Origin of the sequence: Nodosilinea sp. FACHB-141 (assembly GCF_014696135.1) — a bacterium.
In the GTDB taxonomy this organism is placed as follows: domain Bacteria; phylum Cyanobacteriota; class Cyanobacteriia; order Phormidesmidales; family Phormidesmidaceae; genus Nodosilinea.
The window spans coordinates 603,111-628,172 of sequence record NZ_JACJPP010000011.1 but is presented as its reverse complement, the minus strand read 5'-3'; the positions used below and the strand labels follow the sequence as shown (position 1 = coordinate 628,172).

The 25,062-nt window shown below is 54.0% G+C and carries 24 protein-coding genes; 11 read left to right on the top strand and 13 right to left on the bottom strand.

The window, feature by feature from the left end; genetic code table 11:
- Window positions 1-5: 5 nt before the first annotated feature.
- Both accB and efp read right to left on the bottom strand, forming a co-directional pair.
- On the bottom strand, window positions 6-497 hold the full coding sequence (accB, locus tag H6F59_RS11325; RefSeq protein ID WP_190699135.1) for an acetyl-CoA carboxylase biotin carboxyl carrier protein: 492 nt from the start codon (window positions 495-497) through the stop codon (window positions 6-8).
- Between the two features lie 88 nt (window positions 498-585).
- Window positions 586-1,143: an elongation factor P gene (efp, locus tag H6F59_RS11320; protein WP_190524486.1), complete on the bottom strand. Its 558-nt coding sequence runs from the start codon at window positions 1,141-1,143 to the stop codon at window positions 586-588.
- Between the two features lie 252 nt (window positions 1,144-1,395).
- Here efp and H6F59_RS11315 point away from each other — a divergent pair, with 252 nt between their 5' ends.
- From H6F59_RS11315 to H6F59_RS11285, 7 genes are all read left to right on the top strand, one after another.
- Window positions 1,396-2,517: a peptidylprolyl isomerase gene (locus H6F59_RS11315; protein ID WP_242021388.1), complete on the top strand. Its 1,122-nt coding sequence runs from the start codon at window positions 1,396-1,398 to the stop codon at window positions 2,515-2,517.
- 119 nt (window positions 2,518-2,636) lie between these two features.
- Window positions 2,637-3,647 (top strand): thiamine-phosphate kinase, encoded by a 1,011-nt coding sequence (thiL, locus tag H6F59_RS11310; protein WP_190699130.1) that lies wholly within the window; start codon window positions 2,637-2,639, stop codon window positions 3,645-3,647.
- Window positions 3,648-3,732: 85 nt separating this feature from the next.
- Complete coding sequence (locus tag H6F59_RS11305) at window positions 3,733-5,076, top strand: HAMP domain-containing sensor histidine kinase (RefSeq protein ID WP_190699127.1); 1,344 nt, start codon at window positions 3,733-3,735, stop codon at window positions 5,074-5,076.
- Window positions 5,077-5,376: 300 nt separating this feature from the next.
- Window positions 5,377-5,694: an ATP-dependent Clp protease adapter ClpS gene (gene clpS / locus H6F59_RS11300; RefSeq protein WP_190523537.1), complete on the top strand. Its 318-nt coding sequence runs from the start codon at window positions 5,377-5,379 to the stop codon at window positions 5,692-5,694.
- Between the two features lie 39 nt (window positions 5,695-5,733).
- Window positions 5,734-6,033, top strand: coding sequence for a DUF2103 domain-containing protein (locus H6F59_RS11295; RefSeq protein WP_190523534.1), 300 nt, complete (start codon window positions 5,734-5,736; stop codon window positions 6,031-6,033).
- Window positions 6,030-7,151: a tRNA (guanine-N1)-methyltransferase gene (locus H6F59_RS11290; protein ID WP_190699124.1), complete on the top strand. Its 1,122-nt coding sequence runs from the start codon at window positions 6,030-6,032 to the stop codon at window positions 7,149-7,151. The genes H6F59_RS11295 and H6F59_RS11290 overlap by 4 nt, the downstream gene beginning before the upstream one ends.
- A 113-nt stretch (window positions 7,152-7,264) precedes the next feature.
- Window positions 7,265-8,542, top strand: coding sequence for a serpin family protein (locus H6F59_RS11285; RefSeq protein WP_199325727.1), 1,278 nt, complete (start codon window positions 7,265-7,267; stop codon window positions 8,540-8,542).
- A gap of 102 nt (window positions 8,543-8,644) precedes the next feature.
- Here the strand turns inward: H6F59_RS11285 and H6F59_RS11280 are convergent, their stop codons facing one another.
- Window positions 8,645-9,949 (bottom strand): hypothetical protein, encoded by a 1,305-nt coding sequence (locus H6F59_RS11280; protein WP_190699119.1) that lies wholly within the window; start codon window positions 9,947-9,949, stop codon window positions 8,645-8,647.
- Between the two features lie 181 nt (window positions 9,950-10,130).
- On the bottom strand, window positions 10,131-10,571 hold the full coding sequence (locus H6F59_RS11275) for a CAAD domain-containing protein (protein ID WP_190523529.1): 441 nt from the start codon (window positions 10,569-10,571) through the stop codon (window positions 10,131-10,133).
- A 777-nt stretch (window positions 10,572-11,348) separates the two neighbouring features.
- Here H6F59_RS11275 and H6F59_RS11270 point away from each other — a divergent pair.
- From H6F59_RS11270 to H6F59_RS11255, 4 genes are all read left to right on the top strand, one after another.
- Window positions 11,349-11,549, top strand: a complete 201-nt coding sequence (locus tag H6F59_RS11270) for a chlorophyll a/b-binding protein (protein ID WP_190523527.1) — start codon at window positions 11,349-11,351, stop codon at window positions 11,547-11,549.
- 416 nt (window positions 11,550-11,965) lie between these two features.
- A complete protein-coding gene (hflX, locus tag H6F59_RS11265; protein WP_190699854.1) occupies window positions 11,966-13,651 on the top strand; it encodes a GTPase HflX in 1,686 nt (561 codons plus the stop codon).
- 32 nt (window positions 13,652-13,683) lie between these two features.
- Window positions 13,684-14,313: a Uma2 family endonuclease gene (locus H6F59_RS11260; protein ID WP_190699115.1), complete on the top strand. Its 630-nt coding sequence runs from the start codon at window positions 13,684-13,686 to the stop codon at window positions 14,311-14,313.
- A 152-nt stretch (window positions 14,314-14,465) separates the two neighbouring features.
- Window positions 14,466-15,473 carry a bestrophin family protein gene (locus H6F59_RS11255; protein WP_190699113.1) on the top strand — a complete coding sequence of 336 codons (1,008 nt, stop codon included), beginning with the start codon at window positions 14,466-14,468 and terminating at the stop codon, window positions 15,471-15,473.
- Between the two features lie 174 nt (window positions 15,474-15,647).
- Here the strand turns inward: H6F59_RS11255 and H6F59_RS11250 are convergent, their stop codons facing one another.
- The 9 genes from H6F59_RS11250 to H6F59_RS11215 form a co-directional block, all read right to left on the bottom strand.
- A complete protein-coding gene (locus H6F59_RS11250; RefSeq protein WP_190699110.1) occupies window positions 15,648-17,477 on the bottom strand; it encodes an ABC transporter ATP-binding protein in 1,830 nt (609 codons plus the stop codon).
- 45 nt (window positions 17,478-17,522) lie between these two features.
- Window positions 17,523-18,647 carry a 50S ribosomal protein L11 methyltransferase gene (locus H6F59_RS11245; RefSeq protein ID WP_190699107.1) on the bottom strand — a complete coding sequence of 375 codons (1,125 nt, stop codon included), beginning with the start codon at window positions 18,645-18,647 and terminating at the stop codon, window positions 17,523-17,525.
- 73 nt (window positions 18,648-18,720) lie between these two features.
- A complete protein-coding gene (locus H6F59_RS11240) occupies window positions 18,721-19,608 on the bottom strand; it encodes a hypothetical protein (protein WP_190699103.1) in 888 nt (295 codons plus the stop codon).
- Between the two features lie 254 nt (window positions 19,609-19,862).
- A complete protein-coding gene (locus H6F59_RS26740) occupies window positions 19,863-19,997 on the bottom strand; it encodes a hypothetical protein (protein WP_277882412.1) in 135 nt (44 codons plus the stop codon).
- A gap of 86 nt (window positions 19,998-20,083) precedes the next feature.
- Entirely contained in the window at window positions 20,084-21,946 is a 1,863-nt protein-coding gene (locus H6F59_RS11235) for an asparagine synthase-related protein (RefSeq protein WP_190699101.1), read from the bottom strand.
- 12 nt (window positions 21,947-21,958) lie between these two features.
- Window positions 21,959-22,273 carry a PqqD family protein gene (locus H6F59_RS11230; RefSeq protein ID WP_190699098.1) on the bottom strand — a complete coding sequence of 105 codons (315 nt, stop codon included), beginning with the start codon at window positions 22,271-22,273 and terminating at the stop codon, window positions 21,959-21,961.
- 41 nt (window positions 22,274-22,314) lie between these two features.
- Window positions 22,315-22,731, bottom strand: coding sequence for a lasso peptide biosynthesis B2 protein (locus H6F59_RS11225; RefSeq protein ID WP_190699095.1), 417 nt, complete (start codon window positions 22,729-22,731; stop codon window positions 22,315-22,317).
- 196 nt (window positions 22,732-22,927) lie between these two features.
- The gene (locus H6F59_RS11220) at window positions 22,928-24,046 is read right to left on the bottom strand and encodes a nucleotidyltransferase family protein (RefSeq protein WP_190699092.1); all 1,119 of its coding nucleotides are present in this window, start codon (window positions 24,044-24,046) and stop codon (window positions 22,928-22,930) included.
- 211 nt (window positions 24,047-24,257) lie between these two features.
- On the bottom strand, window positions 24,258-24,893 hold the full coding sequence (locus H6F59_RS11215; RefSeq protein WP_190699088.1) for an HpsJ family protein: 636 nt from the start codon (window positions 24,891-24,893) through the stop codon (window positions 24,258-24,260).
- Between the last annotated feature and the right edge of the window lie 169 nt (window positions 24,894-25,062).

Below are 25,062 nucleotides of genomic sequence, written 5' to 3'. Positions count from 1 at the left end.
AAGATTTAGACAGGGCGTACCAGCATCAGGGTTTGACCAAATTCCACGGGCTGGGCATTTTCTACCAAAATCTCGACGATTTCGCCGCTGATCTCGGCCTCCAGCTCATTCATCAGCTTCATGGCTTCGATGATGCAGACGGTTTGCCCGCTGGTGATGCGATCGCCCACGCCTACAAAAGCTGGTTCCTCGGGGGCTGGCGATCGGTAGAAGGTACCCACCATGGGGGAACTGATAGGCAGCAGATCGCTGCCCTTGCCCGGTGGGGCAGCAGGGACGACGGCGGGCGCTGCCGACACCGGCTCGGTTACCGGGGGGGCAGCAGGGGCGACGGTGTCTACACGGGGAGCGACAGGGGCCGGTGCAACCGCCGACACCATGGCGCCCGGCTTGCGGAGGGTGAGCTCAAAATCTGAACTTTTGAGGGTGAGCTCCACGATGTCGCTCTGGCTCAGGGCGGTGACTAACTCTCTTAGATCGGTGACGCTTAGTTCCACGGCGTAAGTCTCATACGGTCTTATAGGGGTAATGGGCCAGGCTTAGTCAGCGGCATGGGCCGCAGGCGTCAAAGAGCCAGCAAAAACCTTACTCGCGACCCAGGTAGGCGTCGGTGCGGGTGTCTACTTTAATACGCTCGCCGATAGAAATAAACAGCGGCACCATCACCTGAGCGCCGGTTTCGAGAATAGCGGGCTTGGTACCCCCGGTGGCGGTATCGCCCTTGACGCCAGGGTCGGTTTGGGTGACCTCAAGCACGATGGAGTTGGGCAGCTCAACCTCTAAAATTTGCCCGTTCCAGCTGACGACGCTGACGCTCATCTCTTCCTTGAGGTACTTAACCTGAGGACCGATTTCATTGGTGGTGAGGCGGACCTCTTCGTAGGTCTCCATATCCATGAACACCAGGTCTTCGCCCTCCCGGTAGGTGTGCTGCATATCTCTCTTCTCGATTACTGCCTGGGGTACGGTTTCACCAGCCCGAAAGGTCTTGTCAACGGTGTTGCCGGTTTTGACGTTTTTAAGCTTGGTGCGCACGAAGGCAGAGCCCTTGCCGGGTTTGACGTGGAGAAACTCGACTACACGCCAGACGGAACCGTCTAGCTCAATGGAGGTACCGGTGCGAAAATCGTTGCTGGAGATCATGGCGCTGGCTACGGGGACAGTCGTTAAGTTTGGCAATTCATTTTACCCCCCTGCGGCCATTTCCCGAAGGATTTAGCCTTAACCAGCAAAGACTCAGCGTTGCTGCTGCGGCTGTTTGGACTGGGGAGTGGGGGCTTGAGTTGCAGCCTAGGGGCCGCCAGAGTATGACAAGATTGTTAGGGGCGCAGTGCGCTACGTGGTGAACGGCCGCCTGGGGCGGAGCAAGGAGTTATGGCCAAGGATATGCACGCAATGAATCAACAGCAGAGTTTAGGCTGGGCCACCTTGGTGCGGCTGGGATGGGGATTAGCTGTAGTGGTGGGGGTGTGGTTAGGCTCTCTGTCTCCAGCCCTGGCATTACCTGCCGGGCCACTGGTGGCCTACCTGCCGCCGGGCAATGCCATTACCGACGGTCGTGCCCTGCTGCGCTACTCACTGCCCATCGACAACTCTGACATTCGCACGGTGCAGGTTAACTTGGAGGGCCTGTCAGAGTGGCTGCGGAGCAAGCGTTGGGGGCCTATGGCCAAAGACCTGACCAAGCTAGAGCGGGTGTTGGTGCGCAGCCGCGAAGCGATGCTGGCGGCAGTGCCCGACGGCAAGCGGGCGGCGGCGATTTCCTACCTCGACGATATCCAGGCTCAGCTGGTGCCCCTCAAGGAGGCGGTGGAGCAGCGCGATCGCGCCACCGTGCAGGACAAGCGGTCGGCCATGCTCGACGACGTCAGCCGTATTGAAGAGCTGATGGTGAAAGCCTTTCCCTTTGAGGTGCCGGAGAAGTACAGCAACCTGCCCCAGCTCAAGGGGCGAGCCACGGTAGAAATCACCACCAACAAAGGCACCATGCAGGCGGTGATCGACGGCTACAGCGCTCCAGTGACCGGCGGCAACTTTGTCGATCTGGTGCAGCGGGGCTTCTATGACGGCATGGAGTTTACCCGTGCCGAAGATAACTATGTGCTGCAAACCGGCGATCCAGATGGCTCTGAGGATGGCTTTATTGACCCCAAAACCAAGGCCTACCGGGCAATCCCGCTAGAAATTTTGGTGAAGGGCGACGACGAGCCGATCTACGGCAACACCCTAGAAGAGCTGGGCCGCTTTCTAGACGCACCAGTACTGCCTTTCTCAGCCTTTGGCACCCTAGGTATGGCCCGCCCCAACGATGACCCCAACGGCGCGTCATCGCAGTTTTTCTTCTTTTTGTTTGAGCCGGAGATGACCCCAGCGGGCCTCAACCTGCTCGATGGTCGCTACTCGGTGTTTGGCTACGTGGTGGAGAACAAAGAGGCGCTTGACCAGATGACCCAAGGCGATCGCATTGAGTCGATTCGGGTGGTGTCTGGGGCAGAGAATCTAGTCCAGCCTTCCTAGGGTTTTTAGGGTTCAAGGTCCCAGGTTTATGGTCTAAAGCCAAACCCTTGAACCCTAAACCTCAAGCCCTATACCTTGAACCCTGGCTTTAATCTCGGTGGCAATGGTCTGGGCTCACTATGGAAAATCCGCAAACCATTGCTGAATTGGGAGAGCTGGGGCTGCTGAAGCGGCTATTTCGCTACTGCCCTGGGGACGTGATTGGCGATGACGGGGCGGTAGTGGCTCTGCCTGCGGGGCGGCACCTAGTGGTGACCACCGATGTGCTGGTGGAGGGGGTGCACTTTAGCGATCGCACCACCGCCCCCGCCGATGTAGGCTGGCGAGCCGTGGCCGCCAATCTGTCAGATCTGGCGGCGATGGGCGCAGACCCCGAGGGCATTACCGTGGGCCTCAGCCTGCCGGGGCATACGCCCCTAGCGTGGGTAGAAGGGCTTTATCAGGGGATGGCAGACTGCCTCAACCGCTGGGGTGGGGTGGTGCTCGGTGGCGATCTGTGCCGGGCCGACGCCGTCAGCGTGGCCATTACCGCCCTAGGCAGCGTTGCCCCCCAGCGGGCGCTGTACCGCAGCAAGGCCCGGCCAGGGCAGGCGATTGTGGTAACGGGCTACCACGGCCTGTCGCGGGCGGGGCTAGAGCTATTGCTGCATCCCGATCGGGGAACTGAGGTGGCTCAGGCCGATTGCGATCGCTGGATTGCCGCCCACCAAAGACCCCAGCCCCGACTGGATGCGATCGCCGCCCTCTGGCAAGTGTTGGGGGCAGACGCAGATGCCGGAGCGATCGCCGTCATGGACTCCAGCGATGGCTTGGCCAACGCGGTGCTGCACCTGTGTCAGAGCAGCGGGGTCGGGGCTATTCTGCGAGAGGGCGATCTTCCCTTGGATGGGACTCTGGTCGATTGGGTGGGGCGATCGCAGGCCCTTGACTGGTGCCTCTACGGCGGCGAAGACTTTGAGCTGGTGCTGTGTTTGCCCTGGCCCCAAGCTGAATCCTTGCAGGTAGCCCTAGGGAATAGCTGTGCGATCGTGGGTGAGACGACGGGAGCGGCTGAGGTTGAGCTGTGGCCCAGCGACGGGGCTACCCCAAAGGTGCTCAGCTTTAATCAGGGATTTCAGCACTTCGGCTAACTGCTTCTCCCCAGCTCTGCGCCCAACCTGTGGCGCTCTAAATAATGATTTCAGGCTGTTGTGGCCTCAGCCAGGTGGGGTTTAATTGGGAAGTATCTGGCTACAGGCCGGATTCACCGCCATCCACGCCTCTGCTTGCCTGCCCTACCATGACCCTATGACCGCTAACGACCTAGAAGACCTGCGGCCCTTTTGCCGAGATGACGCTGCCTTTGAGCAGCTGAAGCAGGTGCTAAAGCAGCGAGACACCAGCCGCGAGCAGGGCAGGCTCGATATGGCTCGCCAGACCCATCGCACTCAGGCCCTAGAGGCCCAGCGTCGAGCGGCAGAGGCTGCTAGCCAGGCTAAAAGCCGTTTTTTGGCGATGATTAGCCATGAGCTGCGCACTCCGCTCAATTCAATTTTAGGACTGTCGGCGCTGCTGTCTCGGCAAGTGGTGGGCTCGCTCAACCCTAAACAGTCGGAATACCTGGACTATATTCACGGCAGCGGCGAACACTTACTGGCAATCATCAGCGACATTCTCGATCTCTCTAAGGTGGAGGCCGGCCAAGAGCACCTGCGATTGTCGCAAGTATCGCTGACAGAACTCTGTCAAGCCTGCCTGGCAATGATGCAGCCTCGTGCTGCTGAAAAGGGGCTGGTGCTGACCTACCAGGTGGCGGATCTAGGGCCAACGACCTGCATTGCCGACGAGCGTCGCCTGCGGCAGATGCTGCTCAACCTGCTCACTAATGCCATTAAGTTTACGGCCCAGGGTCAGGTCACTCTGACGGTGCACAGCCGCGAGGCCCTAGTGGAATTTGAAGTTGAGGACACGGGCATTGGTATCCCGGCGGACCAGCTGGAGCAGATTTTTCAGCCGTTCACTCAGATCGATCGCGGCCTAGATCGGCAGTACGAGGGCGCTGGCCTGGGGCTAGCGCTAACTCGACAGCTGGCCCAGCTCCACGGTGGCCATCTGCGAGTGACATCATCGGTCGGTCAGGGCAGCTGCTTTGTGATCTCTCTGCCACTGCATGGGCCAGAGGGTAGTTCGCTTGCCGATGTGCGGGCGGTGAGACCAGTGCCGGTGGGCACGGGCGGCCAGCGCCTAGTGGTAGTAGACACTGACCTTGACCACCATCGGGCGTTGATGGCCTACGTTAGAGCCTGCGGCTGGCAGGTCAGCGGCTGTCGCAGTTGGGCTGAGGTACACCAGCACCTCAAAGAGCACCAGCCCCACCTGCTGCTCGTAGGCGATCGCGAAGCCTGCAACCCAGCCCTGGAAAATCACTTGCAGCAGTTGAAGCCGCCGCTAGTGCCCCAGCCGATCAAGGTGGTTATTCTGCTCCCAGAGGATGGGGCGGCTGGTGGCTTAGCCAGCGCCGATGCCTATATCGACCTGCCCTTAACTATTCCTAAACTCGAGCGCATGCTCTCGCTTTAGCGGTGAAACGAGGAGGCCACGACGGCTCTAGAACCGAGTTAAGGCGAGTCCGCGCCTGGAGCAATGGCTGGGCGCGGGTTGGGGCGACCAGAATTCGATACACTAAGGGGAGAAAATTTGCTTAGAAGTTGTTTGAGAACCCTGGACGGGCTCATGGCTGGTACCAGCTAGCTATGAGCTAGATTTTGGGATTGATTGGTCGTGCAAAGGCCAATCGCATCAGCGATCGCTGCTTTTAAACGGCCTTCTAGCAACTGTATGCAGGACAATTAGGTTTAGGTTCAGCTAGGTTCACTTCCTATGACTCCGGTTTTGCCCCAAGCAGTTTCCTCAGCCCCCGCCGCTGCCCCCGCAAAGACTCGCCAAACCACACGCGAGACGTATCCCAACTACAAAATCATCGTGCTCAACGACGATTTCAATACGTTTCAGCATGTGGCGGAGTGCTTAATGAAATATATTCCGGGCATAGATGGCGATCGCGCTTGGGAGCTGACTAACCAGGTGCACCACGACGGTCAGGCAGTTGTGTGGGTTGGCCCCCTAGAGCAAGCAGAGCTGTATCATACCCAGCTCACCCGCGCTGGCTTGACGATGGCCCCCCTCGAAAAAGCATAATCAAGTAGTCTTTCTTAAATCTTTCTTAAAACTACCCCAATGACACAAGCCTCGGACGGTCGCCTAGTCTGGAACCACTCCACCCACTTGCCCGGGCTGATTCCTATTCTCGAACGGCTTTTAGAGCAGCCTGGCATTGGCACCGTCACCCCGGGGGTAATTGCAAACGTTAGAGCCCACTCCCCAGAGATGCGGGTAAAAGTGTCGGTGCCTATCCGCGGTGGGTTCAAGCTAATTGCCCGCAAGGGTAAGACAGTACAAGAGGTGTTTGTGCTGACCGAACTGGAGAAGCTGGCGTTAGAGGGCGCGATCGCCAAGGCCGTTGAGGCGGCTCGGTGACCCTAGGGTTGCCCCCAGCCGTAGTGCAGGAAGGTAAAGCCACTTTTACTGTAGGGTCTGCTTTTTATCGACCCCAAAGCGCGATCGCCCGTGACCTGGCGGTGTTGGCGGCAGCTATTTATCGCCAGCACTACGGTCGTTTGCGGGTGCTGGATGCCATGACCGGCTGCGGGGTGCGGCCCCTGCGCTACGGGCTAGAGGCCGGAGCTGACTGGGTGTGGGCCAACGAGGGTAATCCTGAGCTGGCGGGCGTTTTGGAGCAAAACCTGGCGACTCTGCCCGCCGATGCCTGCCGCATCACCTATCAGGATGCCAATCAGGTATTTTTCACCTGCTACCAGCAGCGCGACTTTTACGACCTAGTGGATATCGACAACTTTGGTAGTCCCGCCCCCTACGTGAGCACGGGGTTGTGGGCCACACGCTTAGGAGGACTGCTGTATCTAACCAGCACCGATGGCCGAGCCACCAGCGGCCATGACCCAGAGCGATGTTTGAGAACCTACGGCGCCTGCGGGCGATCGCACCCTGCCGCCCATGAGCAAGGGTTGCGGCTGATTATCGGCCATGCGGCCCAGACCGCAGCGGCTCGGGGAATGGGCATAGAGCCAGTCTTTTCGCTGTTCACAGGCCAGGTGCATCGAGTCATGGTGCGCCTGGTTAGCAAACCAACGCTGGCGGGGGAAAACTATGGCTTCGTGGCCTACTGTCACCACTGTGGCCACTTTCAAACCGCAGATTGGCGACACCTGGGCCGGGTGAATTGCCTTTGCGGTGCGCAAGACACCCCCGTGGTGAGCGGGCCGATGTGGCTAGGACCGCTGCACGATGGGGCCATGCTAGCGGAGATGCAGGGTTTAGCAGATCGCTGGAACTGGCGCTCTCAGGCGAAGCTTTTGACCATCATGACCCAAGAAATTGACCTGCCCCCCTACTACTATCCCCTTGGCGAAATTGGCCGACGCGGACAAATGGATATTCCCAACCGCGATCACTTAATTGCGGCGTTACGGACAAAGGGCTACCAGGCGGCAATTCCGTCGATGGATTGGCAGGGGGTGAAAACCAGTGCGGCGTTTAGGGATTGTGTGGCGATCGCCAAAGCAATTCAGCCCTAGAATTTAGGTCGGGTAGGGCCTGAGCCTTTGACCATCAGTTTCCATTCCTGCAACCACTGCCCCTCTCCCCCTGTCGCCATGACAAGGTAAGAACGGCGTTAACTAATATTCCTATGGACCACCGATGGATTGGTCGGGCTGTGCTTTTAAGCGGGCTAGCCGCCCTAACTTTAGGCTGCGCTCAGCTACAGGCTCAGCCCCCTACTGCCCCCGCACCAACTCCCGACCACAACTCGGGTGCCCCCCGTTTAGCCCAGGCCCCTACTGTGGATAAAGAATTAACCCAGGCCCACTTAGACTTCGGCTTTGCTCTGTTTGAGCAGCTGCGCCAAGCAACACCCAATGAGAATGTGCTGGTGTCACCGACCAGCGTGGCTCTAGCCTTGGCCATGGCCTACAACGGTGCCAGCGGAGAAACTCAGGCGGCGATCGCCAACACGCTCAAGGTGCAGGGTCTAGACATCGAGCAGCTCAACGCAGGCAACCAGGCTCTAACCGAGTATTTGACGCAGCTCGACCCCGAGATAGCGCTCGAAATCGCCAATTCCCTATGGGTAAATGAAAGCCTGCCAGTGCGGCCCGACTACGTAGAGCGCATGCAAACGGCCTATGCCGCCGAAGTGGCAACCCTCGATTTTAGCCAGCCCGCCGCCACCGATCGCATCAACCGCTGGGTCAAAGAGCACACCCGCGATCGCATCCCCAACATCATCGATCAGTTGCCGCCCGACCAGCTTTTAGTGCTAGTCAACGCTGTCTACTTTAAAGGAGCCTGGAGCGAAGCTTTTGACCGCGCCCGCACAACGGAGCGCCCCTTCACCCTAGCCAGCGGCGAAACCATCCAGCACCCTCTGATGGCCCAGCAGGACGACTATTTATATTTGGAAACTGACCAGTTTCAGGCAGTGAGTCTGCCCTACGGCAATGGCTCGCTCAGCTTTGAGGTAATCTTGCCCACCCCCGGCACCGACCTGGCTACCCTATCAGCGCAGCTCACCCCCGCCACCTGGGAGAGCTGGATGAGCCAGATGCAATCGCGCCCCGGCGAAATTCAGCTACCCAAATTTCAGTTTGAGTACGAAGCCGACCTGATCCCCACCCTGCGAACCTTGGGCATGGGTATCGCCTTTGAGGCAGGCCAGGCCGACTTCTCGGGCCTCACCGAGCTGGACGCTTTCATTAACCAGGTGCGTCACAAAACCTTTATTGAAGTCAACGAATCCGGCACCGAAGCCGCCGCCAGCACCGCGATCGGCGTCGCGCCTACCTCTGCTGCCCTGCCGCCCGATTCGCCCTTTGAAATGGTGGTCGATCGGCCCTTCTTAGCCGCCATTCGCGATCGCAACACAGGCACGCTGCTGTTTCTCGGAGCGATCGTCGATCCGCGTTAGAAGGTAGATGAGTAGGCGGGTAGGCGGGTGGATGGGTAGGCGGGTAGGTGGATCAACTTTAACCCATCCACTCATACACTCATCCGCTCGCCCACTCCCTACCTACCCCTTTCCCCCTCGTTGCTCCAATAACCGCTGCCACTCGGAATCGATCTTGTCCTTCTGAGCAATTTCCTGCTCGGTCAGATCGCTCTCTGTGGTATAGGCCAGGTTGTCAGTTCCCACCACCGTTTGGATGGTGAGGGTTTGGGCAAAAGCCAGCTTTTCGCGCTGGTCGTCGGTGAGCTGGCTCAAGACTTCGGCCCGCTGCTCGCGCTCAGCATTGCGGGCGGCAATGCGGCTGTTTTGCTGCTGCACCCAGAAATAACGCACTAGGGGCAAGCCCAAAAAGGCCGTTCCATAGCCCAAAAGCAGCCAGTAGAGCGAGTTGACCAGAGCGACGACACCGCCAAGCTCAGCGACCAAACTTGAGTTGTCTTGCAGCATGCTGCCCAGGACCAGGGCTCCAATTAAGTTCGCACCGCCCAAAGCAATGGCCCCAATAATCTGCCCAGAGGTCGCCTGGCTAAACTTGCGAGGTGACTCTCGTAGGAATGGGGGTGGATTGATGGTGCGTTGCGCCTTGGCCGTCACCTGTAGCTCAGGGAACTGGTACACAATACCGCCCTGGGGGCTGACCTGGGGCAACCCGTTAAACCGGCTGAGCACGGGCACCATAAAGTCTTCCAAATCCTTGTCCCAGCCTTTGCCCAGGTCGCCTAGGAATGGGGTGATTTGCTCGGCCACCACAGCCCCACCGTTAGCCTGAATCACCTGGGCAACGCTTTGCCAGCGGCGCTCGTCAAGGTCAGCATTGGGGTTGCCGTCACCAAACAAAAAGGAGAACACCGCCTCAAGAAAGTTCATCTCTGACTTGGTACGGGGTCGCCGACGGCGATCGCTCCTAGGGTCAAACATCCAAAAAATGTCTGGTCCCAGCCAAATCCGGGGCAAAAACACCATGCCCCCACCGCCACCGCCGCTGTCGTTGTCCTCACGGCCGGCGCTACTCGCTGCGATCGCGATAATCGTAATCGCTATCACAATCAGCACCAGCGACAAGATCAGCACTACCCCAAAGGAAACGCGGATCAGGTAAAACAGCACCCGCCACACTTTTTCCCAAGCTGACTGCCACCGCAGCCGCCAGGATTTGCTCCAGAGGACCGCCTGAATATTTTTGGGAAAGACGTAAGCAATCTCGCCCGACTCAGCTACTTGGAGATGGGCTTGCACCTCAGAAGCCAAGGCCAACACCCCCTGCTGGGCCTCCATCAGGGGCAAACCGGCTTCAGCGGCCACATCCCCCACCGTGACTCGGTAGCCCAACCGCTCTACCGCCTGGGTAATTGTTTTTGTCTGCGTCATAAATAAAACGAACCCCTGGGTTTTAACGATCGCACAACCACCAGTTGCGTCTACAACCAGTATAGAAAGCGCGATCGCAAATCACAGGGGAAGTTAACCGAAAGGGGTTTGAGGATTACGAGGGTAAACCGTGGCCTTATATAGGTTTTTACTATATGAGCCGCTACCCCTTACTCCTTATTTATGACCGAGACCCATTACCGAGTACCTGGTCGCGAATGGCAGCAATATCGCCTAGCAGCTCTTGCCTGTTAGAAGCCTTGAGCAGGTAGCGGTAGAGAAACCAACCGCTGTAGATGAGGCCAACTAGCTCAAAGGTGGGGGCCAACAAAGGAACGTCGTTCACGGCTCCCAACAGCGCTAGCACCAGCTTGACTGCGATAAACGCCGCGACAATCAGGCCAACGGTGACAATCGGTCGCCGATATCGCTGAATGAACTCAGTCACATAGTCAGGGAGATTGCCCAACAGTGCAGAAACCTTATCCCACACCTGCTGAATTTGACGAGAGGCTTCGTCACCCAGCGCCGAGGCACTAGAGTCTGAATTGTCAATAATAACCGTGGGGTCTTCCGGTTCCGTAAACTCTGTGTAAGTGGTGTCTGACTGAAAATCGCTCATAGCTAATAGTCCCGGGGGCTTAGGTAGCAGTAGAAGTCAAGAATGACGAAACAAGAATACACTAATTCGCTTAACTTGCTTTGCTTCTTGAAAGTGTTATAAGCCGGATCCTGCCAATTTTCATGTTCCTTAGGGCGTAAGTGTCCCAACCACTTGATTGGACGCCCCAAAGGTCATAGCATCACTCCCCCGACAAGCCCTCGAGGGAATCTAAATAGCTGTAAAGCCGCCGCCGGTCAACGATCAGATCTAAATCGGACGACAGCCTAGAACGAGAATTTGAAGACTTGGATGTTGAAGGCCACCGAATAAAGCTCTGCCCATCCTCACGGTCTGCCCGATGTCGTCTGGCCATGTATGCCCTCAAAATCAGCCTTAGTACTATACCGAATCCTGTATATCCCAGAAGGTGAGGGAATCACGTAACCCAATTTCCGTGGTTAGGTGGGTTAAAGCTAGATTAGCAAGTCGGGCCTGCAGAGAGTGCTCGGTTGTGGGCTATAGCCCTCCTAAACCTTGCTACTAGAACCCTACATTGGTCTATTAACTACCGACAAACAGCCAAGCATGGTCGTGACAAACCAATAATTTACTAAGTCTTCTATCCAACTACAGATAGCCGGCTCCGGCCAGGATCGTTAAGTTGAGTAACAACACACCACAAGCTCGTGGTCAATGCAATAGATGCATCTGAGAGCGAGCCATTGGGTTTAACCCCTTGTGGTTTAGGTGTGGCAACTGCTCAGCTGTAACGTAATTATTTAGAGGCATTTCACGATGGCTAACCCCCAAGACAAAACTACCTACGACGGTCAATTTACCCGCAAGTATGGCGAATTCGGGACCAAGTTTGAATTTGGGTCTAACCCCAGTGCTGAACTGTGGAACGGTCGTCTCGCCATGATCGGTTTCCTTGGCGCTCTGCTAGTCGAACTGACCACTGGCCAAGGCTTCTTCCATTGGCTGGGTCTGTTCTAAGCAAAACGGTTCTACCGTATATTGCTGCTCAAAAGGCAAAGCTTAAAAGCGGACACTACGTTAGTGTCCGCTTTTGAGCTTTAGCTAGTTCTAGCTGGCAAGAGATGGCTGTATACCAGTTCAACATCCTAATTCTTGCCATTGATGGTTGTCCATGCCCCAATCTAGCCGATTGCGCCGCAAGGTTGAACAGCTACCTCAAAGGACTGTTGACTGAGCAACTAGCTACGACTTTTAAATTACATAAGGACAAGAAATTTTGAATCTCGCCACGCGTCCCTAAGTTAGAAGCCAAAGTTAAAAGCTATATAATTTATATCCTCAGCCTAGATGGGGAGAGGTTAGTTTCCTAGAGGCAAGACTGCACCTCCTCAGCAGGGCTGAAGATATCTTTGGCTTAGGAGCAGGTTGACCTTATCGAAACCATCTATGGCAATCTAAAGGGGCTCAAGCCCAGCCAGCTCAAGCAGCTGCAGCGCATCTACCACCAGCGACTGCCGGGGGATTGTGTGGTGACTCCTGAGTTTGCCCAGCGGCTAGCAGCAGTGAGCACCGACATCGATAGCCCCCTATGCGCTTACGTCAACCGTCGTGGTCAGGTAATTCGGGTGGGGGTGGGCACTCTGCGGCAGACCCAAATTCCACCTTCGGAGCTGCCCCGCTACGGTGCCGAGCGCCTCAGCGGTATTCGCTGTATTGCCACCCAGTTTGAACCCGGCTCACCCAGCGACGCCATTCTTACCACCATGGCCCTACAGCGGCTAGACGTGTTGGCGGTACTGGCGTTGACGGGCACTGGTTTTACCCGTCGCGGTGGCGGTGCTACGGGCTACATCCAGAGCACTTATTTGGCCCACCTGGTGCCTCATCCTGAGCAGCGCTGGCTGGTCTCGGCCCCCATCGATTTAGACGATCTGGCCCAGCAAGACTTTCTCGCCCTGGCCGAAGGGCTAGAGGCCGAGTTCAGCCACGCCTTTACTGCCCTGCAGGTAGAAGATGAGCGCGATCGCGTCCTAGTCGTCGGCCTGTTCACCAATAACCAAACCCCTGAGCACTTTGAGCAGCGTCTCGAAGAGCTAGAGCGCCTGGTCGACAGCGCTGGCGGCGAAGTGATGGAAACTATGTTTCAAAAGCGCCCTCGTCCCCACCCTCAGACCGTGCTAGGGGCTGGTAAGGTGCAGGAAGTAGCCCTGGCGGCCCAAACCGTGGGCGCTAATCTAATCGTGTTCGATCGCGACCTCTCCCCTATGCAGGTGCGCAACCTGGAAGACATGGTGGGCCTGCGCGTGGTCGATCGCACCGAGCTAATTCTCGATATCTTTGCCCAGCGGGCAAAGAGCGGCGCGGGCAAGCTCCAGGTCGAGCTGGCCCAGCTTGAGTACCAAATGCCCCGGCTGAAGGGGCGTGGTCAGTCCCTATCGCGGCAGGGAGGCGGCATCGGCACCCGAGGCCCAGGGGAAACGAAATTGGAGACTGAGCGCCGGGCAATCCAGCGGCGCATTCAGCGGCTCCAGCAGGAGGTGAACCAGCTTCAAGCCCACCGCGCCCGCCTGCGCCACCGCCGTCAGGATGACAACCTACCCTCGATCGCCGTAGTGGGCTACACCAACGCGGGCAAGTCGACCCTGGTTAACACTCTAACCAACTCAGAGGTCTACGCCGCCGATCAGCTGTTTGCTACCCTCGACCCCACTACCCGCCGTCTAGCAATCACCGACCCCGCCACCAACGACACCACTCAGCTGGTGGTCACCGATACGGTGGGCTTTATCGAAGAGCTGCCCGCCTCGCTGATGGATGCCTTTCGCGCCACCCTCGAAGAGGTCACCGAGGCCGACGCCCTGCTCCATGTGGTGGATGTGTCGCACCCCGCCTGGCAAGACCAGATTCACTGGGTAATGCGCATCCTCAAGGATATGCCGATTGTGCCGGGGCCGATGCTGCTGGTGTTTAACAAGGCCGACCGGGTAAGTAGCGAAGAGCTGGCGATTGCCCAGGAGGAGTACCCCCAGGCTCTGTTTATCTCTGCCACCGAGCGACTAGGACTGGAGACGCTGCGATCGCGTCTGCTGCAACTGATCGATTATGCTGTCACGGTATAGCGTAAAGAAAACCAGAAATCGGTGAGGCCACCATGGTTCAAGCTGCCTCTCAACCCCTCACATTTGAACAGTTTTTAGAGCGGTACCCTGAAGACGGTGGCCGCTACGAGCTGCGCCATGGAGTCATCTTAGAAATGCGCCCTATCGGTGCTCATGAAGAAGTAATTAGCCTAGTGCGGAGAAAGCTCGATTTCGAAATTGAGCGCTTGGGTTTGCCCTACTTCATTCCTCAGTCCTGTTTGGTCAAGCCGTTGCGGGAAGGAGAGGGCTACCTGCCCGACATCATTGTGCTCGATCAGGCCAAGGTCAAAACCGACCCCTACTGGAAGAGGCATTCCAGTATTTCGACCGAGGATTCTGTGCGGTTGGTGGTAGAAGTTGTGAGCACAAATTGGCAGGATGATTACCTGACGAAACTAGCCGAATATGAAAAGCTGGGCATTCCCGAGTACTGGATTGTGGACTACCGTGCCCTGGGCGGCGTGCGGTTTATTGGCTCTCCTAAGGTGCCAACGGTGTGGATGTATCGACGCCTAGGGGAGGAATATGAAGCGGGCCAGGCTTTTCGTCCCGGTCAGACGCTGACCTCTCCAACATTTTCAGAACTGGCGCTGACCGTAGATCAAATTGTTGAGGTGGGTCAAGCCGCAGACTTAGCCTAGACCGTCTCCGATGCCGGCAGCCTGCTACGCTAGCCAGATAGCCCAGAATATGGGAATTCAACAAAGCCAAAAACTGACACGCTATTTGGCTCGCCATCGCTACCCCAGAATTGCTATCTTCAGCTTGGCCTAATCACCGTGACGATGGCGGTATGGCTAGGCCAATTGAGATCGTGCAGGGGAATGAGCCGGTGCCAAACCAAACTATCAAACGCAGCATTCGCCGCTACGAATCCGAACAAGACTGGTTTAAGCTGCTGTTTCGCGTGCGGGGGTCGGTGATACCGGCGGTGATGCCCCGAGTGCTGCTGTGCGCAGCTTTTGCCCTGGGGATTTTGTTGCTATACAGCCGGGGCTGGCCGGTAGCATCGCCCATTCTGGGGTCGCTGGTGCCCAGCTTGGTGCTGGGTCTGCTGCTGGTGTTTCGCACTAACACCTCCTACGAGCGGTTTTGGGAGGGGCGCAAGCTCTGGGGCAGCGTGGTGAACCTCACCCGCAACCTGGCCCGGCAGCTGTGGGTGGCAATCGAGACGCCCCAGCCAGGAGATTACGAGGCCAAAATGGCCGCTGTGCGCCAGCTGCCTGCTTTTGCGATCGCCATGAAACTGCACCTGCGCAGCGAACTCCCCAATGCTGAGCTGGCTAACCTGCTCACCGCCGACCAGTTCGCCAAACTGCGGCAGATGAACAACCCGCCACTGGAGATCGCCTTTTGGATAGCCGACTACCTGCAAACTCAGCAGACCCGGGGCACCCTCAACACCCACCAGCTCACCCACTGCCTAGAAACCCTAGACGACCTGGTAGATGCCCTAGGAGGGTGTGAGCGCATTCTCAAGACGCCCATGCCGGTGGCCTACAGCATTCACCTGAAGCAGTTGCTAATGCTGTATTGCCTGGCTCTGCCCTTTCAAATGGTGGATTCGGTGGGCTGGGCTACACCTTTTTTAGTGGGGCTGATCAGCTTTGCAGTATTTGGTATTGAAGAAATTGGTATCGAAATTGAAAACCCCTTTGGCCACGACCCCAACGATCTACCCCTCGACACCATCTGCCACACCATGCAGCAAAATATCGAAGATCTGATATCGTTGGTGCCGGGAGCGGGGCGATCGCAAAGCGCCCGTGTTGAGGAATCGCCCACCAAGGCCGGTCTTTGACCATTGCAACGCGTCTCCTTGGGGAAGGCTCCCACTTAGACGTGCCCCATCAACCTAATTAGGATGCCTAACGTTGCTGGCACAATAAAAGACCGGCGAAGCAGTTATAGTGACGTCACTTGGTGAAGGTAGGCTAGCCAGCGCTATGACTTGAATGCTGCTAATTAGAATGCCTTAGACCTTAACTTTAAGTTCGCCCGTTTGGGCTAGCCACGACTGAGCATATAGACCCCGCTGACGCAGTAACTCATCATGGTTTCCCGACTCAACAATCTTTCCCGCTTTCATGACGTAGATTAAGTCAGCCTGGCGTGCCAGGGTAAAGCGGTGGGTAATGACTAGCGCTGTGCGCCTGTAGGCCATTTTGCGGAACCGCGATAGCCACTCGTGCTCAGCCCATGGATCCATGGCACTAGTGGGCTCATCTAGGATAATGAACTGAGCCTGACGGATAAACGCGCGCGCTAGGGAGAGTTTCTGCCACTCTCCACCGCTGAGATCAGTGCCGCCAGAAAACCATTTGCCCAGTTGCGACTCATACTCCTGAGGGAGTCCCATGATTTTCGGATGTATTCCAGCCCCTTGTGCTGCTTTAACCAACTCTTGTTGACTAAAAGTAGTGTTGCTGTCGCCCAAGGCAATGTTTTCTCCGGCGGTGACGTAGTAGGCCATAGGTGATTGAAATAAGACCGTAATAGCCCGCCGTAATTCTGATGTTGAAAACTGTCTTAAATCAATGCCATCCAGCTGAATGCTACCCTGGGTAGGATCGTAAAAGCGACATAAAAGCTTAATAAGAGTGCTTTTCCCCGCTCCATTATCGCCGACGATCGCCGTAATTTTTCCAGCTGGAATCATCAAACTAAAGTTACTCAAGGTTTTCTGATCGCTGCCGGGATATGCAAAACTAACCTGATTAAATTCAATGGCATGCTGCAGAGGTGATGGTAGCGCTTTAGGATTGGGCGGATCAATTACCTCGGGTTTTAGAGCCAAAAACTCGAGCAAATTGCTAATAAATAGACTATTTCTATAAATTTCTTCAAGATTACTGAGAAAGGATTTAATAATACTTTGCCCTCGACTAAAAGCTTGATAGAAAAGTGCTAGATCGCCAATGGTCAACAACCCGAGTAGCAGTTGCTGAGCCATCCACACCACGGCTAAACCAGAGAGGAGCAGAGCAATTGCACTAGCCAACAATCGGCTAAGAGTTTGCCTGCGAATCAGCTGCATATGCTCTCGGCGCAGTCTGCGGCGCAGCCGTTGGTAGGCGCTAGCAAAATGCTCGCCCCAGCTAAATAGCCGTAGTTCGGCGGCGGTCCAGTTGCTGGTGAGCAAATATTCGTAATAGGACAGGCGCCTTCGATCAGAGGTTGTGCGCTGCGACCATTGGTACTGCTCCATGTTTAGCTGTAAACCAATAGCTAGAGCAGGCAGGGCGCTGATTACCAAAAGTAAGGGTAGCCAAGGGCCATAGGTTAGTAAGATAGCTGCGATCGCTCCTAGGGTGATAGTGCTTTGCAGTAAGCTACCCAGACTTTCTAGCAGTGATAGCGACTGTCGACTAGCACCTTCCCTAGCCCGCTCTAGGCGATCGCTATACTCCGGTGACTCATAGCAGGCAAAATCGATTACGATCGACTGTTGGTGTACCAGACCACTAATGTAGTCTTGCACCAATTCGGCCTGAGACGTACGTACCCAAGTGGTAAGACTACCCAACAGTTCTCCAGCTAATAAGACGCCAACCATAGCAATACCGGGAATCATGACTGGGCGCAGAGATTCCCAGGCCATCCCTTGACCGGCAGCGCTGACTAAACTATCGACTAAAGCGCGAGACAAGAAAATGGAAGCCGCAGGCAGGAGGCCTTGGATAATGAGCAAAATGCACCAACCAGCCATCCAATAGTGGGCTGCTTGCCAAATCAGCTCTAAAACCTGGGGAATATAGATTAAATACTGCTTAAATCTTTTGAGCCTTTCTAAAAGAAATGCCATAGCTTCTGCCGAAATTTGCCAAGCTCAACCCTAAGTCAATTGTCTTCAGTGTGAAAAGGAGCCAATCAAACCCTGCACAAAGTTCATCGCCTTGCGCAGGTCGGGGAATTGTTGAGAATATGCTATTACTAGTTGTTCTGCCATCGCCTTGGTTGAAAGACTGCGATTGCTGTGGGACAGAACAAAAAGAGCCGCCGCACCTTTATCGTTAAGGCTGGGTTGATAGTCTGGCGACTGCTGCCTTAGGGTCTTCATAGTCATAGGCGTAGCGAAAAATGTAGATCGCTGCTGGCGCTGATCGTTAAGGGCTACTTGCCACGTCCAGTCTCCATAGGTAGGGCGGGTCAGCCTAAACGTTAAGTCGTCACCCTGGGTAACTTCCAGCGGTGGATCGAGAGGCAAATAGGCTACAGACCAGTGGAGTGGAGGCTCATGGGGAGCCGTTGACAGCCAGCTATCCCCCAGCTGCATCTTGAACCAGCCTGCAAAGCCGTGGCAACAACCAGCGTCTTTAATGGCATAGCTAATTTGGGTCTGGCAGTGAGTTTGAGTCGCGGTGTAAAAATCAAGCTCCATCAGAGGCTCGGGTATTGCCAGGTATTGAGCTTTTTTCAGTTCTTTGCCGTACCAGTAGATTTGTTGGTTTGCATAGGTTCGGGCCGGGCTCTGATCAATGCCCAGCTGTGGTGTCGACCAAACATCAATCACCTCTTTGAAAGTCTCTGGAGCACTAACCGGTGCAGCTTCCATAATCGCTGCATTTGGAATGAGAACGCCTCCTGGTTTTAGGTAGCGATCGCGGGCAAAGAATAGTGATGGTAACAAGTCTTCTCCCAGCAAAAAGTTGCCGGTAAAGACAGAGATAATGACATCTACAGGCTCTGGAATGTCAACTTTTTCAATTTTTCCTTGAAGACATACAACGCGATCGTCAAAGCCATTGACCTTGACGATCTCACGGGTGACGCTAATAACGTCTTCGGGCTCAACTAAGTAAACCCTTTTGGCCCCCAGCTTAGCAGCCTGAAGACCTAACATGCCTAGACCAGCACCGAGATCTAAAACTACGCTGTCTGGAGTAACTACTTGTTTTAGGGCCTTGAGATAGGCTGAGTTTCGACGTTCATCGAAGGTCATTGAGCGATGGGAACCGATAGAATAATAGCTCATATATTATTTGCTCCAAAAATAAGTTGCTTGTGCCCAAACAAACAGCGCTTGGATAAAAGAATTTATTGAATGGCTATGACTTTAGATCTTCAGTCAAAAAACGATAGACATTAGGCAGTCGATCAAAGTTATGGGGGTATATAAGGCGTTTGACTGGCACTTGGCGGATGAGCTGCTGGTAGCGATCCAGCAGCTTTCCATAAACTTCTGGAAACTCTTGAACAGCGTAGCTGTTTTTCAACAAATTGAATATGGCCTGTGTTGGTGGCACAGAGCTGGCTGTGATGGTATCAACCTCAGCCGCGTCAAGCAAATAAATAGCGTGCAACGGTGCTGGCTCAGTAGGAATGGGCGATCCTAGTGTTTCTGAACTGTAAAAGATCTTATAAAAATAATCGTCAGGTACTTCGAGGTTAAGCGCTGTGCCAGTGTGGGGAAACAGTTTAATGCGAGGATTACCCAGTAAGACTCGGTCACATTCATCGACAACAAGCACGTCGTCGGTGAGCAACTCCATACCCTGCTGTACACAATACATGCTCAGGGTAGACTTTCCTGCCCCTGAAGGACCAACAAAGGCGATCGCTCGACCGTTTAAGGCGACTGCGTTAGCATGAATAGCAACCTGTCCCTGGAGATTTAGGCAGGCCCCCATTAAAGCGCTAGTAAAGCCTAGAGTTAGATTGCTAAGGTTAGATTCTTTTTCACCCTCATGAACCAATAATTCAATTTCTTTGCCCGATGAGCTAATCCATGCTCCTACGGAATCTGACCATGACATCCAGTATTGATTCTCAGCTTGAGCAGCACGAAGAATTTCTGATACTTCTAACGCTGGCAAACAAGAAACATAAAAAGCAGTCAGCTGAGCAAACTTCGTTAGATCGACGATATCTTTGCAACCTGAAAAGTTTATTTTTTCGACGTATTTATCGACTTGCCTTATAACAGAATGAGACATTTTTGATGACGCTGCTATCTTTTGAGAAATCTCTGGTTATCAGCTTCTTTAAATCGCCCCTGCCTTCTCCATTCCATAAAACAAAGAAGGGAAATCTGCCTAGATGTACAGATCTAGTCTTTAGTCGCTGACTATTAATTAAAATATTTAGATAAGGGGAATGATTCCTATGACGATAAAAATCATTCCCCTCCCTGATGGCTTAGCTAGCTTCTAGCAGTGGCAATAGAGTTATTAACTCATTACCCTAAAAGCTAATCATTGCCCATATCAACTACCATTCCCATGCCGCTGTCGCCGTCATTATAAAGCGCAAACATCCCCTGAGTCAGGGAGGCAAGGCTACCCAGCTCTTGTACCTGCATGGGTTGGTAAGGTTTCAAATTCATGATCATATTCTCCAAAAAAAAGTGTTTTAAGTAGATACATCCATACATAATATTACATAGGAAATTTTGATTGAGAGACCTAAATGTCAAGGTTTACCGTATTTTCTTATATAGTTTAACCAATTTGAGAAAACCAATATTGCAAAAATATTACTTATTTCTCGATGTGGAAATTCTTTTTTGAATTTTTTTTGCCTATAGGCCTCCTGAAACTTGAGTAGCCATTCGTAGATTTTTTGATGATTGATTACGGCTGCCAATTCTGACAGTTCAGGGAGAATATCGATAAAGAATTTGTTCTCTTTGCCTAGCGCCACACCTGCATACATTAAAGGTGAAAAGTGATTTATCTTATGGCGCCACACAATTTTTTCAGGCATATGGGCCTGGACGGCACACCTGAGAAAAATTTTGTTGTAGTGAACATCATTTTGAAGAGTGGGATGCAGACCAATAGAAAAATCAATTAACCGCCTATCACCTAGGGGAGAGACTGACTCGACGCCACAAAAGGCTTGATAGAGCTTATAGGTTTGATTGGGGCCAACTATAGCCGTGCTTTCATTGAGTTGCGCCATCCACTGACTGCGACCTGATGACAGTTTGAACTCATGGTCTTGCTGGATAGCTGTTTTGTAATCAGGTTGCTGAAGATAGTCAGATTTAAACCAGGGGTACAGCAACGATCGCTTCTGTCTAATGTCTTTATATTGCAACCACCTTTGTCGCAATGGAGCAGCCAAGTGCGGCAGTACCCATTCATTCCAGAGAAAATTTGGCCAGTGGGGCTGCTGTTTAAGCTGGGCTACAGCGGCAGAAAAACATCGAGCTGCCATTAAATCATAGAAGTTGGCATCAAACAATTCATCACCCCAGGCTCCATCAAATACAGTGCCAAAACCTAATTGCTGTATCTGCTGCATTAGCTGTACATTCATAGGCATGGTGCAAGCAATTAGCGGATCGTCTGTTAGAGGAAGACTACTCCAACTAGACCCAAAGGGCCAGGCACTATCTCCATTAACGGGGTGCCAGTTAACTTGAGGATAAGCCGATAAAAAAGCTTGAATTGGCTGTCGTTCATCAAACTCCTTAAAGGTTGTAGTGATGTTAGAAAAAGCGTCGATTGTTGGCACTTGCTGAAGCAGGCCGACAGTGACCGTTGTAGAGTCAAGGCCACCGCTTAGGGTCGTACAAATAGGTCGATAGCTGCGCCGTCGGTCTTTGATAGCCAAATGTAACAGATGCCAAAACTTTTCCTGGGCTTCGGCCTGCGATCGCATTGGCTGTAGCTCAGAGGCGTGAGGAAACTGGGCGACTGGTTTAACCGTTAATTGTCCTTCCTTGAGCACTAAAGCCCAGCCTGGGCGGAGCCGCTTAATCTCGGCAAAGGCTGTTAGCCCAGGCGGATGTGCCCACCGATCGCATAGAGTATGAGCCAGGTATAGGTCGTCTAAGCGCCGACTCACCTGAGGGTGCCAAAGTAGCGACAGCACCCGAGATGAGATTGAGAGAGACTGCCCATTCCAGAAATAGGCTAGGCTGCGCCCCCCTACAGAGTCGCAACCTGCTACCAGCTGCTGATTAGGGATATCCCAAAGGATAAAGCTGTAGTCACCGATGAGGTGTTTGAGGCAGTTGAGCCCCCAGCGGCGGTAGCTTTCGATAATAAGTTGGGCATCCGTAACCTGAGACCGTCCTGCCAAAAGGGCATCGCGGTCGTCGAGCCTGCCGTCCCACACTAATACGCACGCTTCAGCCGCAAAAACAGGCGGCTCTAAGGCCGCTTCTGGGGTGTTGAAACGCTGGATGCGTCCCAGACTCAACCCCGCCTCGGCGTCGTGCCAGTCTCCTTGACCATCGCGCCCAAAGACTTCTGCCAGATCGGCCATCATAGCCTGCCAAGCGTTGGTGTCAGAATTGTTCCAGCTAGCTAGTATGCCGCTCATGGGTATACCCTGCTAGGCTATTTGGGTAATCAGGTTGTAACTCAGCAGATGTGTTAGAAACGTTTGCAGGTCGGCTAATACTTGATCTCGCTCAACCGCGTAGCTGTCGGTAATTTGATCAATGGCTGTAGTTAGGGGTTGCTGGTTTTGTAGGGCTTCCCAAAAGGGCAGGCTAGTCTCGTTGAGGCTGTAGTAGTTACCGTTAGTGACATGCAGTAAGACTGCCTCCTCTTCAATCTGTCGGAACAGCACCTCTTCTGTCGCCTGAAAAGCAACTGTGCTGAGGATGGTGTCGTTGAGGGTGAGTTGGGATTGATGGGTTGGCATAAATTACTCCGTATCTTTAAAGGCTAGAGTTTTACAGTGGGTTAAAAGTTAGGTTCAAACGGTTTTTCAAAGGCCGCAAACTGTTGGTGAATAGCGGGGTGATCGTTGATCACATGGCCGCCATACTTAACCCAGGCGTGGGCTTTGAACTGGCTTTGCTGCAGCTGCACGCCAATGCACAGGTCGCTCGCTACACCCTGACGCCGTAGTAAAAACCAGAGGGTGAGCGATCGCTTCAGGCAGTTTCCCCACAGCGGGCTATTGTCAGCGGCTCGGTTGACAGAGCGAGCCAGCCTCATAGCCTCTACGATCGGCATTTCGCTGGTAGCCTTTGCCCTTGAAGACAGGCGGGCGAGGTATTTCTGAGTGGTAGGTAAACCGACTAGCGCCAGAGATAGGGCGATCGCAGGCAGCAGCACCAGAGACTGGGCAACGACCCAGCGATCGCCCCAGGACATGCGCCAAACAGTGCATAACTTTCGAAGTAACCCCAGTAAAACCATGTGTACCTTTTGCAGACGCAGAAAGGCGAACTTTCATCAGTCTTCAGACAGCAACGGCTCAATCAGTACAAACTTGGGGGGCTTCACAAAAACCTCATAGAGATAAGTTTATGTATTAGTCAGTGTTATGGGGTCGTGCTATCGAGGGGGCTCATGTTCGAACTGACAAACGCCCTTTCAGTAGCCAGTACACAACAGATTCTAGGTACATAGCTTTATCCTGTAGGCGTTCTCTAACTTGAAGCTGATATTGCGTTGTAGTACCCATAGTGCGGTGCGAATGGGGTGCTAGCCCAAAAATTCGGTGATCAACTTGCGCAGCAAGCTTGGCAATAGTTGCATCCGCTTCAACTGTGTGAAGAATGACAGCTGGTAAGCTAGCTCCTAACCAGTGGTGAGCTAGGTAAAGACCCAGGTGCAGCATGCGTTTGCAGCCCCATCCCTCTGCCTGAACCAAAAGTTTGGGCCAATCAAGGTCAGGGCATCGATAGAGCAGCATGGCAATATCACACAGCCACGACAGCCTGCACCATAAATGTCGGGAGCCATGCATACAGAGCACTAATAAGTAATCGTCTATTGCGATGGTTGGTACAGACAGTCCGTTTAGGTTTAAAGATTCTCGACGGTGCCAGATCTCACTAGGGTTAATGGAGGAGAAATAAACTGGCCAGAACCGCCAGTGAATCTCTACCAAAATACCCTTGCCCTCATGATAGAAATCGTAGGTATGTTCAGCCTTGGCTTTCATATAGGTTTGTAGTTCGGCAGTTGTCTTCTCACCGAAGTAGGGACGATACCCCTGGGCGACGAGCAGTTTTTCTACCGCTGGCATATGTTGTGGCTGAATAATAATGTCTAAGTCGCCAAACTGCCTCAGATTCATGGTTCCGTAGAGGGGGTGAGCTAAGGCTGGTCCTTTGTAGGGCATAGCATCGATCCCCTGGTGGACCATGGCCTTGAGCAGGCTAATCATCTCTGCAGTGAGGAGCAAATTTTTCGCCACCAGCTGTTGATAGCGATGCCGCATCGTATTCAAGATGCGGGGAGGCACCTGGTGCTGGCAAACTTGGTTGAGTCGGCTGTAAAGGAGCGCTAGCACGTGGTGAATGTTGGCTAGTTCTATCAACTCGTCCCAGTCCACCTCGAGCCGCGCGGCTGATTGAATCTGCTGCTTTATCTCGTCATCTATTGAGGGCGAAAGACAAAGCAGCAACAGCTTAACTGTGGCAGCACTGTCAAAAGACCAGGAGGGAGCAGCAATTTGCAACTGCCTTTTCGTTGGGTACATTGAGGTTCTACGACCATAGAGTAAAGATGGATTGAGAAGAATCTGCGCCCACTTTGGCTGGGGGCCCTACTTAGGTGGCCCCACAATCTGCATTGACTCATGCCGCTGGGACGCCGTACCGGCGGGACACTTGCCCTACGGATTTTCACAATTCACGCAGGCTCGCTATGTGCCACTGTTGCAAAAAGCGCTACGCGGTTTTTCTCATCTTTTTGGTGCTGCGTCCCGCAATTCGACCCTTAGAGCCCATTGCCAAGCGACCTAGGCTGAGTAAACCAATGCCCACTACGGCAAAATTGCTCGTACTGGCTATACCGCTTTTGGTAATGGTAGTCTTTGCGTTTTGCTTTAAAGTTTCAGCTTGGGTATCGATCGCCCGCAGGGCATTGGCAAAGTCGTCTTCGGTGGCGTTGGCTATAACTTCAGGGTTAGAGCGACTGGCTTCTACCTGAGTTTGCAGTTGTGTAGCCTGGTTGCCAATGTTGTCAATTGCTTGGGAATGCAGCGAAAAACTGTCGCGCACCACCAGCATGCAAATTAGCAAAAAGAGCGTTCCAAGCCCCAAAGCCAGAAAGCCGAGAGGCTTGCGCAAATTTTGATTTTCCCAGGCGCTATAGATGAGCAGGGCAATACCAATTAGCAGCACAATGCTGCGATCGCCCATCTGTTGCATCAGCCCCACCCGCCAGGCTGTACCCGACCCCAATGGGAAGGTGAGGGCCGTCATGTCGACAATAAAACCAAACGCACAGGTTAGACCCACCACACGGGCGATCGCCTGTCCGCTGAGAGAGGGAGAAGAAAGCGGATTTGAAGCACCAACCATAGATAAAACTCCAGATCTATAAATGCTTAGTTCTAGGGTGGGGCGATCGCACACCACCACTAGGGCACGGGCTTACTCCAACCCTATTCAGGAGATGGCGACGGTTTCCGCTCAGGTTGATCTAACTTCACTGGATGTTTACAGGTAACCACAAACCGCCCAGCCCCGG

Coding starts and splice junctions, on each gene's coding strand:
- efp (WP_190524486.1), bottom strand. CDS start 1,143: ATGATCTCCAGCAACGATTTTCGCACCGGTACCTCCATTGAGCTAGAC.
- H6F59_RS11315 (WP_242021388.1), top strand. CDS start 1,396: ATGAATCAACAGCAGAGTTTAGGCTGGGCCACCTTGGTGCGGCTGGGA.
- thiL (WP_190699130.1), top strand. CDS start 2,637: ATGGAAAATCCGCAAACCATTGCTGAATTGGGAGAGCTGGGGCTGCTG.
- clpS (WP_190523537.1), top strand. CDS start 5,377: ATGACTCCGGTTTTGCCCCAAGCAGTTTCCTCAGCCCCCGCCGCTGCC.
- H6F59_RS11295 (WP_190523534.1), top strand. CDS start 5,734: ATGACACAAGCCTCGGACGGTCGCCTAGTCTGGAACCACTCCACCCAC.
- H6F59_RS11285 (WP_199325727.1), top strand. CDS start 7,265: ATGGACCACCGATGGATTGGTCGGGCTGTGCTTTTAAGCGGGCTAGCC.
- H6F59_RS11280 (WP_190699119.1), bottom strand. CDS start 9,949: ATGACGCAGACAAAAACAATTACCCAGGCGGTAGAGCGGTTGGGCTAC.
- H6F59_RS11275 (WP_190523529.1), bottom strand. CDS start 10,571: ATGAGCGATTTTCAGTCAGACACCACTTACACAGAGTTTACGGAACCG.
- H6F59_RS11270 (WP_190523527.1), top strand. CDS start 11,349: ATGGCTAACCCCCAAGACAAAACTACCTACGACGGTCAATTTACCCGC.
- H6F59_RS11260 (WP_190699115.1), top strand. CDS start 13,684: ATGGTTCAAGCTGCCTCTCAACCCCTCACATTTGAACAGTTTTTAGAG.
- H6F59_RS11255 (WP_190699113.1), top strand. CDS start 14,466: ATGGCTAGGCCAATTGAGATCGTGCAGGGGAATGAGCCGGTGCCAAAC.
- H6F59_RS11250 (WP_190699110.1), bottom strand. CDS start 17,477: ATGGCATTTCTTTTAGAAAGGCTCAAAAGATTTAAGCAGTATTTAATC.
- H6F59_RS11245 (WP_190699107.1), bottom strand. CDS start 18,647: ATGAGCTATTATTCTATCGGTTCCCATCGCTCAATGACCTTCGATGAA.
- H6F59_RS11240 (WP_190699103.1), bottom strand. CDS start 19,608: ATGTCTCATTCTGTTATAAGGCAAGTCGATAAATACGTCGAAAAAATA.
- H6F59_RS26740 (WP_277882412.1), bottom strand. CDS start 19,997: ATGAATTTGAAACCTTACCAACCCATGCAGGTACAAGAGCTGGGTAGC.
- H6F59_RS11235 (WP_190699101.1), bottom strand. CDS start 21,946: ATGAGCGGCATACTAGCTAGCTGGAACAATTCTGACACCAACGCTTGG.
- H6F59_RS11230 (WP_190699098.1), bottom strand. CDS start 22,273: ATGCCAACCCATCAATCCCAACTCACCCTCAACGACACCATCCTCAGC.
- H6F59_RS11225 (WP_190699095.1), bottom strand. CDS start 22,731: ATGTCCTGGGGCGATCGCTGGGTCGTTGCCCAGTCTCTGGTGCTGCTG.
- H6F59_RS11215 (WP_190699088.1), bottom strand. CDS start 24,893: ATGGTTGGTGCTTCAAATCCGCTTTCTTCTCCCTCTCTCAGCGGACAG.